Source organism: Paraburkholderia fungorum, assembly GCF_900099835.1.
Classification (GTDB): domain Bacteria; phylum Pseudomonadota; class Gammaproteobacteria; order Burkholderiales; family Burkholderiaceae; genus Paraburkholderia; species Paraburkholderia fungorum_A.
This window is the reverse complement of record NZ_FNKP01000003.1, coordinates 1,106,365-1,118,726: the sequence shown is the minus strand read 5'-3', so window position 1 is coordinate 1,118,726 and position 12,362 is coordinate 1,106,365. Positions and strand designations below refer to the sequence as shown.

The window sequence follows — 12,362 nt, the reverse complement described above, 5'->3', positions numbered from 1 at the left end:
CGCGCGGCGTCTATTTCCGGCTGGCTCTAGCTGCATATCCGGGACTCCAGTCACGAGGTTATCGAACATACATGGGCTCATATCTGACCAACTGCGGGAATCCTTGATACTGGTCACTGTGATCGCCCTCGTGGTTTTCGTATCCGGGACGGGTCAGCAAACCACGCGGCTTCATCCAGCTGTAAATGGAACGCGCCGGCATCTCATGCCAGGCAATGTTGAAAGCGCCGATTTTTGGAAAGAACTGCAGCTCGCTGTAGGGCAAGTGATCGTGAATCCACCATGCAAGCGATTGCCAACGTCCCCCCTCGGCCAGTTTGTCGACGAACCAGGGCATGACGATGGTGGCCATCGCGCCAGAATGACCCGCGGCATCGTGTTGGTCCCAGATATGGCGCGCGCGATCGCGTTCTTTGGATGCGCAACTCAGGCCGTGAAGATTGCCGAATTCGTTCACCTCCGGTGCTCTGTATCCGGATCGTGGAGAGATGCGGCCGAATGTTGCCTGCAGAGGCTCCAGCAACAGTTCGCAAAGGTGCCGACCTGCGTCGACAGCGAGATCCGGATTGTCCGGAAGATTCGGAAACCCGTTGATGGCCGCGATTTCACTGAACATGAATTCGCGCATAAAGAAATTGCGCGACAGACGAGTACGACCCAGGTTTTCCAGACCACGAACAGTACGGACCGGTCTCATCTGTTGCTCTCCTCTTCCATTGAAAAAAGCCCGCGGGTGTCAATCCGCGCGTCACATCCCTTGCGCCGACCACGCAGCCTTCGATGACGCCGATCCGCCTGTGCTACAACCTCGCAGCTTTCGTCGTCATCGCGACCATGACGTAGTAGCCAGTGAGCCCGATCAGATCGACCATGGTCTCGGGTGTGAGAACTGCCGCACACCGCTCCCACGTCGCGCTGTCGATCTCACCGCCTTTCAGCAGGCACCGCACGAACTCGTCCACCACGAAATCCTCTTCTTGCGCATAAGGCGGTCGCTGGCCCGTGCGAATGGACTCGACGATTTCTTCCGACAGGCCAACCGCAATCGCCAGTGACGCGTGATGCGCGAAGACAATGCTCGCGTTCCATTCGGAGGCGACCAGCAAGATCGTGTGCTCGATCATGCGCTTCGTCAGGCGGCTATCGAACCGCAGATAGTTACCCACCTCCACCAGACCATTGGCGAGTTTCGGCGAATACAGCCAGGCCCGGAAAGGACCGCTGACGCCACCACGCGGCCCCCTCGACAATCGATCGTGAATGGTGCGCTGCTCAGACGTCAGGACGTCATACGGCAGCAGTGGGAAACGCGGCTCGACCATGGGTGAATCCCTCGTGAATCAGGCGTCTGGATGGAAAATGTTCACTTCCCCGCAGCGAACACTTCGACTTCAACCAGCATGCGCGGATTGACCATCTGGTTCACGACGGACAACATGAAAGCCGGTCGCACGTCGCCGAGGATCTCCGCGCGCACACGACCATAGGTCTGGATGTCGTCCTTGTTGATCAGAGTCGAGACGACCTTGACGATGTTTTGCGGACCCATGCCGGCCTTTTCCAGACCCTCGAGGATGTTGCCCCAGGCAAGGCGAGCCTGCGCTTCGATGCCATCAGGCAAGTTGCCGTTCTTGTCCATGCCGGGCGTGCCGGAAGTGATGTACCAACGCTGATTCGGTTCGATGATCAGCGCGTCGCTGTACTTGAAAATGTGGCGGGAAATGCCGACGTCGACGGTGGTGTGTGCCATGATTGTTTGCTCCAGTTGAGGTAGGTGACCGATTCATTGTCGACCTCTCACAACGGGAGGGAAATTGATGGCGCCGCTTTCAAGATGCCTGAGCACCGCTCGCGGACTTTCTGCACGGCAGCGAAAACCCGGCGCCACCGGATGGCTACTTCTCGTCGGCCAGCGACGCCCACAGGTGCACGCTGGCGAGACTCCGGTGCGGGCTGAACCTGAACATCAACCGACCCGCTTCCTCCGCGTCGGGACGCGCTTCGGACGGGTAAAGACGCTGCAGCGCGGTTGCCAGGCCGCTGTCCCCGACGGGTGCTGCGTCGGCGAATCCGGTTCGCATCATCACGTAGCGCGCCGTCCAGATTCCGACGCCTTTTTGCGAGACCAAAGCCTCCTGCGCCGCAACCGCCGAGCCGTCGATCAACCCCTCGATATCCAGGTGGCCGCCGGCAATCTGTTCGGCGAACGAGATCATGTAGTTGGCTTTGGAGCCGGAATAGCGGATCTTTCGGAGCGGTTCAATTCCAAGATTGGCGAGTTGCCCGGCCGTGGGATGCACCCGCATGCCGTGGATCTTCTCCCCGGCCAGGTTGATCATGTCGCGCCGCAAAGTGGCGGCGAACGCGAGATTGATCTGCTGACCCGTGATGGCCCAGCAAAGCGCATCGAAGGCGCTCGGCAGAAGTGGGACGCGCAATCCTCTGCGCGTTTTAACGATCTCGGGATGGCGCTCTTCGAATGCCGAGATATCGTTCGACAATCCCAGCATTCGTAGCGCCGATCGTTGCAGAAAGGCCATGCTCTCGCGGCCAAGGTTCTTCTCCGTCGTGACTTTCACCGTCGCGCGATCGGAGCCAATGGCAATCTCGATGATGGCGGGACCATCTGCGGTGTGCAACGCCTTCCAGATTCGCCGCCCCTCGGCGCGTTCACTCGGGCTGTTTGCGTCGCGCCCGTGATAGCCGACTGCCTCATCCGGACGATAGGATTCCGGAAGGTGCAGGGCAAAACCCTTCTTAACGTCCATCACGCTATATTCGGACGGCAACATCGCGTACTCGGCGATAAACGCTTCCTCGAAAATCTTCGTGGAAGGAAAACCGGCGTCCGCACCTGCGAACTCCGGTGGTCGCGCGGCGACGATCCCTTCGGCGGCGCGGCGAGCCTGAACTCGGCGCAACCACTGAGCAGCCGTCATGTGCGCGTGGTCGCGAAACAGATCTTCCAGTTGATCGGCAGGAAGATTGGCGCGCTGCGCCAAATCGTGCAACGAAGCAAATTCGGTGGGGCTCGTCGAGAAGCCGCGCTGGAGGTCGTGAAAAAGCGTCAGGCTCGCCTTCCCTCCATCATGAAAGCGGTCCGGGCGACAGATCTTGCAAGGACGCAGACCGGCGTTCTTTGCGGATGTCTCGGTCGTGAAAAGCTGGACGTCTTCATCCTTCGGCAATCTGACCGTGCATGACGGCAGGCCGTAAATGCCCGCCTTCATGTCGCCAATCAGGAATTTCCCGTCCAGTTGCCCCTTGCGGGCCAGCGCTTTATTCCAGCCAGACGTTGCAGACGGCATCAGGCGGCAGCCTTGTGCCGGAACCCGTTGAGACCTTCCAGCGCCAGCAATTGCGCTTTCGCCTTCAGGCCGCCGGCAAAGCCGGTCAAGTCACCGGACGCGCCAACCACACGGTGACAGGGCGCGATGATCGCGATTGGGTTCTTGTTACTGGCGCCCCCAACGGCGCGTATGCTCCTCGGGTTTCCGATCTGCCGGGCGATGTCTCCATAAGTGCGGGTTTCGCCGAAAGGGATACTCAGCAGCGCCTCCCAAACCTTGTTCTGAAAGTCCGTGCCGGCGAAATCCATCTTGACGTCGAATCTCTTGCGCTGACCAGAAAAATATTCGCCTAACTGACGTTCGGTCTGAATGAGGATCGGATGACTATTGTCTTCGCCGACGATGTTCAGGGGAACACGCTTCGCGTCGGCTTTTTCGTTCTCCCAGAGGATAGCGGAGAGGCCGTCGTCACTAGCGACCAACCGCAGACCGCCAATCGGGGATGGCACGTCCTTGTAGTAGTAGCTCTTTGTGAACCTGTTCGTGACCGTGTTCATGATTGCTTCCTCTGTAACAAATAATGGCCGATTTCGCAACGAAACGCAGGATACGATTCGAGTATAGAGAGCGCATGCTGAAGTGCTATGGCGGGGCCGTGAATCGAGACACGAGGACGCATTTCCTGGATTGTCAGGCACATTGCTACAACCAGCGCCGTAGATCGTGTCGAAATCCGCATAAAGGCAGCGTTCATCGAACAGCTGGACCTGGACTGCTCATCGCCCTACGCAACCGCGTCAGTTCACTCGCACGCCTATCTCACGCCCAACGGCTTTCCGGACACCTGAGCCGAGCTTTGAAAGTTGATACTGATCCGGCGTTCAGCAACGTCAGGTTCCTTGGGCACGCTATGCACCCAGTCGGTCTGGGCCCGGCCTCCCATGACGATCAAGTCGCCTGATGCCGGCCTGAACACAAACGACTTGCCCCCTGCCCTCGGTTTGATCAGAAAGCGGCGCGTTGCTCCGAGCGTCAGCACAGGAACAATCGTCTCGGAACGATGCCGTGAAATCGTGTCTCGATGCCAACTGGTGCTGTCCTGTCCGTCGCGGTAGAAGTTCATCCACAGGCCGTCGTAGCGGATTGCGTAGTGCTCGGACAATGCCTGACATGCGTCGAGTAGCACGCTTTCCGGCGCGTCCCGAACATCCCGGTATTCTCCCGTCAACCGAGGCTCACGGAACACCTGTTCGAACATACGGCGATCGCGTTGCTCCCATGCGACCGACGTGACGAGTCGATCGAGAAGCGCGTGCGAGCCCGACATCCAGCCTGGTACGACTTCGATCCAGGTGTGAGCGTCTAACGCTTGCCGCCTGGCCGAGGTGAAATCGAAATTTGCGGTCGTCAGCGATTGCGCGGCGCCAAATAGATCTTGCTGTATGGGTAATCCCATGATCTGGCCTCGATGAGTAGTGCGTGGGCGAAGGCTATGCACGTCAATTCGCGCTTGCACGTGCAGGTTTGTTGCATTTCACACTCCCCAAGGTTACCCCGGCACGCGACGTGAGAAAGCCGTTTCGTGTGTCCAATCGTCCGGATCCGGGTTCTTCGTGGATGTCTCTATGGGAAAGCTTCTCGCGTCGTCCAGGCACCCACAGTTCTTGAGCGAAAAGCGCTCACGCATCGAGATGCCACTGCACGCGGTTGCGGAAACCGCCACCCAGGTAGTCGGCAATCTCTCCTCCGCTCATGCGGCGGTACGTACAGGGAACGAGGGGTAAGCTTGGGACGTTCCGGACGATTGGACACCAGAGCCGGACCACCGGAGGCACGCAAGACGATTAAAATTCCTTGCCGGTCGCCGACCCACTTGCACCCATGCGGAACAGAAATCAATGAAAGCACCTCCCGTCTCCCGTATTTCGCCCCCGGATCTGAACAACCTGATGGCGCTCCTGGATGTCGAGGTGGTGGCGCTCTCCGAGTGCGTCGTCAACGAGGGATACCGGCTGGAGCTGGGAGGAAACGACGCGCCCGGCATCCACTACATTCTGAAAGGCAACGGGCGGATGTCATTCAACGGCGCGCCGAAGATCAACGTCGAACCGCATACGCTGATCGTCGTTCCGCCCCATACCCCGTTTATTCTCGAATCGAACTCAGGGAACGCCTCCAGGCCCATCATTGGCGTCGAAGGTAGCAAAAACGTGACGACAAGCGACGGCATCCGGCGCTTCCGGGCAGGCGACGACGACGATGAGCCGGAAATGGTGATGATTTGCGGATATTTTCGCGCGCAATACGGCTCTTCAACCGGCTTGTTCGAAGGATTGGCCGAGCCCATCGTCGAACAGTTCACGGTTGCGGACCGGCTCTACGACAAGCTCAACTCCGCCGTTGACGAACTTCTCAACCAGGAGATCGGTGCCGGTGCAATGAGCTCGGCGCTTCTCAAGCAGGTGGTGGTCGCGTTGCTGCGCCGATCGCTCACGTCGATCAACACCTGGGTCGAGCGTTTCGCCCTCTTGAGCGACCCGAAAGTCGCCCGTGCCTTTTCCATGATGGTCGGCAATCCCGGTGCCAATCACACAGTAGAAAGCCTGGCCGAGTGCGCGTTTCTGAGCCGCTCAGCCTTCATGGCGCGCTTCTCGAGCGTGGTCGGGAAATCACCCATGGCCGTCTTGCGCGACCTGCGCATGCGTCAGGCAGCGGCACAATTAAAGGCCGGCAGCCATACCATCGAAGCCGTCGTGGCCAACGCGGGTTACGAGAGCCGCAGCAGTTTCGTGCGCACGTTCAAGAAGATCTATGGCGTAGACCCAAGCGCGTACCGGGAAACCGCACTCGCGGAAGGAAAAACAGCCGGCTGACCAGCGGCGCTTCTTCAGGTAGGCGCTCAGCCGCCTAACACTCTTCGAGCTGGCCTCGCTCGCTTCGTAGGCGGCGGGGTCTCCTTTCGTCCTCGTCCAGCGACGCACGTATGCGGACCCGGGGACCCGTATTCAAGATCTTCTGCACACGGTACGGACTTAAAGTCACTCCACCGATAGCGCTCGCGATAAGTGTCCAGTGCGATACGCGCGTAATCGGCAACTGACTTGACGAAATTCTTCTGAAGGAAACAAAAAATGCTGAAGAACGTGGACCCCCTCCTGACGCCCGATCTACTTTACGCCCTGTCCTCGATGGGCCACGGTGACGAAATCGCCGTCGTCGATGCGCACTATCCCGCGGATACCGCCGGCCGCGCGTCTGTCGTCGGCAAGCCGTTGCATCTGGACGGCGCCGATTCCGGCCGTGCCGCGAAAGCGATCCTTTCCGTGTTTCCATTGGACGAGTTCGTGCCGAACCCGGCCGAACGCATGATGGTCGACAACGCACCGGACGAGCTTCCGTGCGTTCAACGGGAAGTGCAACGGGAGATTGATGCAGCCTTCGGCAAGCCGCTGAAGATGACGACCATTCCACGCAAGGAATACTACGAGCGCGCGAAGAAGGTCTACGCGGTGATCATCACCGGCGAAACTCGCGGATGGGGTTGCTTCATTCTCAAGAAGGGGCTGATTGTCACGCCCGATGCACCGGCGGACAAAGGCAACACTCATATTGCCAGCTACACGGTCTAAATCTCGTACTGCGGCTCGACAAACAGACGTGACGCAACAGAGTTCGCAGTCGCGGAAATTCGGGCAGAACGTCAAGGAAACGAGAATGGCGCTTTTTTTCAAAGTGATCGACTCCCCAATCGGAAGGCTCAAGCTCGTTGCCAACGAGAATCGCCTCGCGGCAATTCTTCGGGAAGTCGAAAGAAATAGTTGCGGGCGCCTGGAATCCATGACGGAAGACGCCGGGCGCCCGATCCTGGTGAACGCCGCAAGGCAACTCAGCGAATACTTCGACGGCCAGCGCGCGCATTTCGATCTGGCGTTGGATTTCTCTGGCACTGATTTCCAGAAAAGAATCTGGGATGCTGCGCTTGGAATTCCCTTCGGCGAGATGCGGACTCACGCAGAACTTACGGCGCAGCTGGGCAATGCCAGAGCCGCCCGCGCCTTCGGCACTGCCAACGGCGCGGATTCCATTGCTATCGTCACTCGCGGCATTCCGCTCGCCGACGGTCAGACGTCGGCTTAGGCTGATGATGGAGCGTTTGTTCGTTGCAACTGGATGGCGAGTTGCAGCGGGGTAACCGACCTTTGAACTTCCGGGCGACGACAGGTGCGACCGGCGGTTCCTGGCCGATGCCGGAAATCCGTCGGACGCCGGTGAGCGCTGCGATCCCATCGGCGGGCATGCTTCCGCAGTCGACCCTTAACCGCCTTTCGAGCCGATCCGAAAGCTGTGACTGGTTGGAAGCTGTAACGGCTGGCGCAGTTGCCCCCGCAGGCAAATTGCCGGATCTCGACGACATTCGACGGGCTCGCGTAGACGTCCGCAGTATTTCGGGTTCCGACGGCGGCGGGTGGCCGTTTCGGCCATCCGCCCACTGACAGTTTCGACTTCAGAATGGGCAAGGGAGGCAGCCTTACGCTGGCCGCATAAACGGACATTTGAGCCGATGCGGATGCGGCGGCAGGTCGCGAGCGTATCAGATGCCAACAACAACAAACTATCCTTGCCGCATAAAAATTAGGGAGCGCTTCTTGCCAGCTGGAGGTACGCAAGGGCATACTTTTCGGCGAACCAACCATAAATACGGGGAAAGAATGAAGAAGTTGGCAGCAGCAATCATAGGGGGTGCGGCCGTGCTCGCACTGGCAGCATGCGGCAAAGGTTCGGCCGATAGTTCGCCGCAGGCATTGCAGCCCGCCACAGCGAGCGCGCCGATGGCAGCGGAGACGCAAGCTCCTCCGCAGCACCACAATTACGCAATGGTCGACAACGGCACATACGGGTACGAACGTGCGCTGAACGAGGACGACATCAAGCAAGGAAAGGCAGTGAAGTCCCTCGCAATGATGCGCTATGTAGGGAACAAGAACGGCACCTATATCATCCTGATTCTGGGCAAGGATCCGAGTAATTCGGCCGTTGCCAATCGCGTCAGCTGCCAGTCCCCCTGCAAGTACGCCAAATCCGAGGTCCTGATGGGAGATGAAGTGGTAAGTACCGAAACGCTCCCCGCAGACCCAAGCTCTATCATGGGTGCAATGCTGGAGGACGCGGTGAATGGACAATTGACGCCGTACGGTCAGGATAGCGACAGCATCGCCATGCCGCAGCAAGCGCCGACACCGCCGGCTCCAGTGACGCAAGAGCCTGTGCAGCAAGTGTCGGCATCGCAGGGATCGGCCCCCGAGATTGTCCCGCCGCCAGTCGCACCTCAGGCGGAAACTCCGAGCCAAGCGTCATCGACTGATTATGGCCCGGCATCGTCGGCGCGAGCATCCGATCAAACGTACCAGACAAGCTTCGATTGCTCGGCGGCGCGCACGCTCACCGAATACCTGATCTGCCACGATCCCGATCTGGCGGCATCCGACCGCGAACTCGGCGATATCTATCAACAGGCCAAAGTCGCCGCAACTAACAAGGACGCATTTGCGGCGCGCGTTCGCAAGCAATGGAACTACCGCGAGAAGACGTGCCACGACAAGGAGTGCCTTGTTGCCTGGTATGCCTACCAGAAGGATGCATTGACCAAGATCGCCCAGACGGGCGACGTCAACGTCCAGTAAGCCTGACGCCCCGGCGCGAGGCGTGTAGCGATACGCGCCTCTTGTCGCGCAAATGTCTCAGCCAGAAATTCATGCGGGAGGCTCCCACAGCTAAACGACGCTTCTCGGCGCACTGGGCCGCGTCTGACGTCGGCCAGTTGACCGTGATTGATTGTTGGCCCCGCCGCATCTCGACGCGAATTTTCCTTTGATGATCATTCGCGTCGCTCAGTTGAAGTGGGACGAAAGCAGGTGGTAGGGGCGCCGCCGCTGACGGCTTCATTGCCACGACGTCACTGCCCCTCGGCGTTGCGCCGCTCTCCGCTTTCTCCAACCAACGCCGCAGCAAGTTGGCGTTCAGTTTATGCATCAACGCGATCGCGGCAACCGACACGCCTGGTCCCTGGCAGGCGGCCACGACTCCCGCTTTGAATTCATCCGTGTATCGCCGCCGCTTGCGGCGACCCGAAGGAGCATCCTGGTCAATAGTGTTCACTTGTCCACCTATTCGTTAGTGGACACGATGCTCCCAAGGCTGGCGCGTCGATTCAAGATGCCATCACCGGGCGCTTACACTAGGCCGGACGGGCAGCATGCGTGTTCAATCGACTGCCGGTCTCTTCAATAGATTTCGGACGAATTCCGCCTGACTGTCATCAATGGCATAGACCTGCTCGGCTGCAAGCCGGACGACTGTGGCGTTAAGCCATTCAACAAGTAAGGTTTTTTCCCAATGCAAAAGAAACTGAACTACTCGCTCATCTGGGCAAGCGAAGAAAACGAGCGTTGACGATATTGGCAAAGCAAGCACGCAACCCGGATGGTCAATGCCGGGCATGATGATTACAGGGTGGTCACTCGTCAAAAGTGAAACCTTTGAGTCGCTGAAGTCTCCGCTCCACCACCACATTTGATGAATTCGCTTAAACGCCTTGTCATCCATTATCAGCCCCGGTAACAACCGCTTATCGAAGTCCTCAATGAATCCCGGGGCAGATGCTTCGACAAACTCTAAAAGCGATTCCGCATCGCCTCCTTCCTTTAGTTTGTCGTATTCCTCGGGGTCGCTTTCAAGGTTTCTGCGCAGTTCCGCCGGAGCCTCAGAATTGAGTTGCGCCATGATCTCCGGCGACCGGATTCGCAACGACATGATAAAGCGCGTCCAAGCGGACCGCTGATCTTGCTTCAAGTCGTGCCCACGTCCTGCTGTTCGCATGTGATGTAGCACGCCGCCAGCGGGGTCATCGATGATCTTGGCCAGAAAGTCGGTTTCTATCCGTTGCTGCTCCTGAACCGGGACACCCTCAAGTGAATATAGCCTGTCAAGGCATGCCGTTGAACGAGGCACAACACGCTCAATCAAAAATCTGTCGCCTTTCCATTGGAACCGCGTTAAGCGAAGAGCTTGCGATTCGTCCGGCGTAGTCCATCCGTTCAGGTAAAAGCGCGGGACATAATGATGTTTTTCGGCACTCGCCATGTGATTCTCCGCTGGCCCGGAAAGTGAAATAAATCTTCTCGGAAAAATGCGCTGCGCTGCTACGTGAGCGTTAGCATAGCGCTCCCTGTAAGATACCGTTCGGATTCCTAGCCGCGCGCCATTGGCATCGGTAGGTGCTATGCCCGCTTTCATGTGCACACGCGACAATCAAACGAGTATCTATCGGCGATCGTGACTGGCCGAAAGTGGCCGATCAGCGCCTTATGCGACGGGCATTTTTCGGACCCGCAAGGGACCTTCGCATTGCCCAAAACGGACACTCAAAAATCGCGAATTCCGCCGCCTTGCCACGCTGTTAAACTCAGCGGACGGTGTATCAAACTTGTGAATTTCCATGCAGGCAACCGCCTAGGAATCGCCACCACCTTGATGCAATTCTGGATTTGCATGTCCGCGATCGGATGGGGTCTTAATCGCCCAAGGAACTGTATTGCAGCAAGCTCCCTGAAAATGAATATGAGAACACTACTGATATATGGCTTTACGACCCTGGTCGTCATGCTGTGTGGCTGCGCTTCAAATGTAACGCCCGGGGACAGGGACTATCCAACTGCCAACCCCAATCCATCCAAAGTGCTTGAGGTGCACGGTCGTATTGAACCTGGCGTTCCTGTGAGGTTTTTCGCCTATTGGATTGCCACGCGTGCCAAGATCTACCCTGTGGCTGATGGAAACTGCAACTACACGTTCAACTGGCTGGAAGGAGTGAGCGACCGATATTCCGTCGCGGTCCCGATTGCCATCACCTCGAAGGCCGATTCGTATGTGTTGTCGATGAATACCGACGCGTTCTTGCCGGGCAGATGCGGGTGGAAATTCTCTGGCCTGCTTGTCGCGCTAGAGAAGCAAGCATTCGACAATGGTTTTTCAGTAGGTGAGGCCGAGTTGGTTGTTTCGTACAACCCGTCGCTACCGAACTGGGCTGGGATGTTGAAGTCGACCGACAGCCATTTAGACGTGGATTGCACGCCTAGGTCTTACAATTCTTCACAAGCGCCGCACGACGGTGTTTATATGAAATGTGTCGACGCGGCGTCCGGTAAGAAGATTCGCGCCCTAGTATCAAATAAGGATAGCAGTATCTTCGAATTGAATATCAACAATAGCCAACGGCCATAGCGTTGGTAAGTGACTAATCCAGCTTCCCACGCCTCGCAGGAAACAAGCAAGAACGTTCTGCGCCTGCTTTTTGTTATGGCTCGTATGAACTGATTGTTGACGTTCTGGGAGGCCATGGCGAACGTCTCAAAGTGGCCGATTGCAGTCCTAAGCCGATCAAACACACACTCAGCCACTAATCGCCCCTCCGCCGGATCGAACTCACCTGAAACAGCCGTTTGAAAACGTCACGGCCGGTCGCTCGACATCTGAAATTTGCTCATCAACGGGATCGAGATGCGCTACTCTCTCCTCACCTTCTGATCGCATGAGGTGGGAAAATGCTAACGCGCTTTTTTCGTCACCGAGCCATAAAGAGTTACCTGCGCCGGCTTCTGTTTCTGCTCAGACGTGACTACGGGACAAATGATGTCGACGTGTCCTACACGGCAGATCAGATCATTGATTCGCTGCATCGGCATCGGTTGAGCAGTCGCTTCGAATGTTATGCCGTTGCGATGTTCGTCAACGAGGAAGCTTATGAGACCGCGCGCGCACGGCGAGGCTGGGTCAATAGCTACAGCGGCGTACGTGCAGAGATTGCTTCACTGATACCGAAAATGGACAGAGCGCCCGCTCCGGCGATCAACACGTGGGTTTATATGACCGCTGGCGAGTCGTCAGCACATGGGTGTCATAGTCACCACGATCAAAACTGCGATCACGGGGGAAACTAGATATACCTCGCTTTGTCTCTGGAACATCCAACCGCCCTCTCACGAAAAGATCCCATTCCGTCTTTTCTTGCAGCTT

The 12,362-nt window shown here is 57.7% G+C and carries 14 protein-coding genes; 6 read left to right on the top strand and 8 right to left on the bottom strand.

Going from position 1 to position 12,362, the window contains the following annotated elements; translation table 11 throughout:
* Nucleotides 1–58: 58 nt before the first annotated feature.
* The 6 genes from BLS41_RS34200 to BLS41_RS34175 all read right to left on the bottom strand — a co-directional run bounded on the left by BLS41_RS34200 (nt 59) and on the right by BLS41_RS34175 (nt 4,788).
* Nucleotides 59–697: a hypothetical protein gene (locus BLS41_RS34200; RefSeq protein WP_074772365.1), complete on the bottom strand. Its 639-nt coding sequence runs from the start codon at nt 695–697 to the stop codon at nt 59–61.
* A 103-nt stretch (nt 698–800) separates the two neighbouring features.
* Nucleotides 801–1,322, bottom strand: a complete 522-nt coding sequence (locus tag BLS41_RS34195) for a carboxymuconolactone decarboxylase family protein (RefSeq protein ID WP_074772363.1) — start codon at nt 1,320–1,322, stop codon at nt 801–803.
* 41 nt (nt 1,323–1,363) lie between these two features.
* Nucleotides 1,364–1,750: a Rid family hydrolase gene (locus tag BLS41_RS34190; protein ID WP_074772361.1), complete on the bottom strand. Its 387-nt coding sequence runs from the start codon at nt 1,748–1,750 to the stop codon at nt 1,364–1,366.
* Between the two features lie 145 nt (nt 1,751–1,895).
* Nucleotides 1,896–3,308: a DNA-3-methyladenine glycosylase 2 gene (locus tag BLS41_RS34185; RefSeq protein WP_074772359.1), complete on the bottom strand. Its 1,413-nt coding sequence runs from the start codon at nt 3,306–3,308 to the stop codon at nt 1,896–1,898.
* Nucleotides 3,308–3,847, bottom strand: a complete 540-nt coding sequence (locus BLS41_RS34180) for a methylated-DNA--[protein]-cysteine S-methyltransferase (protein WP_074772357.1) — start codon at nt 3,845–3,847, stop codon at nt 3,308–3,310. Before BLS41_RS34180 ends, BLS41_RS34185 begins: the two co-directional genes overlap by 1 nt.
* A 257-nt stretch (nt 3,848–4,104) precedes the next feature.
* Nucleotides 4,105–4,788, bottom strand: coding sequence for an alpha-ketoglutarate-dependent dioxygenase AlkB (locus BLS41_RS34175; protein ID WP_143026460.1), 684 nt, complete (start codon nt 4,786–4,788; stop codon nt 4,105–4,107).
* Between the two features lie 400 nt (nt 4,789–5,188).
* Here BLS41_RS34175 and BLS41_RS34170 point away from each other — a divergent pair, with 400 nt between their 5' ends.
* The 4 genes from BLS41_RS34170 (at nt 5,189) to BLS41_RS34155 (ending at nt 8,971) form a co-directional block, all read left to right on the top strand.
* Nucleotides 5,189–6,163, top strand: a complete 975-nt coding sequence (locus BLS41_RS34170) for an AraC family transcriptional regulator (RefSeq protein ID WP_074772353.1) — start codon at nt 5,189–5,191, stop codon at nt 6,161–6,163.
* A gap of 258 nt (nt 6,164–6,421) precedes the next feature.
* Complete coding sequence (locus tag BLS41_RS34165) at nt 6,422–6,919, top strand: RbsD/FucU family protein (RefSeq protein ID WP_074772351.1); 498 nt, start codon at nt 6,422–6,424, stop codon at nt 6,917–6,919.
* 85 nt (nt 6,920–7,004) lie between these two features.
* Complete coding sequence (locus BLS41_RS34160) at nt 7,005–7,427, top strand: methylated-DNA--[protein]-cysteine S-methyltransferase (RefSeq protein ID WP_074772349.1); 423 nt, start codon at nt 7,005–7,007, stop codon at nt 7,425–7,427.
* A gap of 737 nt (nt 7,428–8,164) precedes the next feature.
* Nucleotides 8,165–8,971, top strand: coding sequence for a lysozyme inhibitor LprI family protein (locus BLS41_RS34155; RefSeq protein ID WP_074773441.1), 807 nt, complete (start codon nt 8,165–8,167; stop codon nt 8,969–8,971).
* Here the strand turns inward: BLS41_RS34155 and tnpA are convergent.
* Both tnpA and BLS41_RS34145 read right to left on the bottom strand, forming a co-directional pair.
* A complete protein-coding gene (gene tnpA / locus BLS41_RS40200) occupies nt 8,958–9,446 on the bottom strand; it encodes an IS66-like element accessory protein TnpA (protein ID WP_074772347.1) in 489 nt (162 codons plus the stop codon). The two genes, BLS41_RS34155 and tnpA, sit on opposite strands and share 14 nt — an antisense overlap.
* A gap of 105 nt (nt 9,447–9,551) precedes the next feature.
* Entirely contained in the window at nt 9,552–10,430 is an 879-nt protein-coding gene (locus tag BLS41_RS34145; protein WP_074772345.1) for a DUF4238 domain-containing protein, read from the bottom strand.
* 477 nt (nt 10,431–10,907) lie between these two features.
* Here BLS41_RS34145 and BLS41_RS34140 point away from each other — a divergent pair, with 477 nt between their 5' ends.
* Nucleotides 10,908–11,570: a hypothetical protein gene (locus BLS41_RS34140; RefSeq protein WP_074772343.1), complete on the top strand. Its 663-nt coding sequence runs from the start codon at nt 10,908–10,910 to the stop codon at nt 11,568–11,570.
* Nucleotides 11,571–11,890: 320 nt separating this feature from the next.
* Nucleotides 11,891–12,286, top strand: coding sequence for a DUF6559 family protein (locus BLS41_RS40195; protein WP_366487098.1), 396 nt, complete (start codon nt 11,891–11,893; stop codon nt 12,284–12,286).
* Nucleotides 12,287–12,362: the final 76 nt, after the last annotated feature.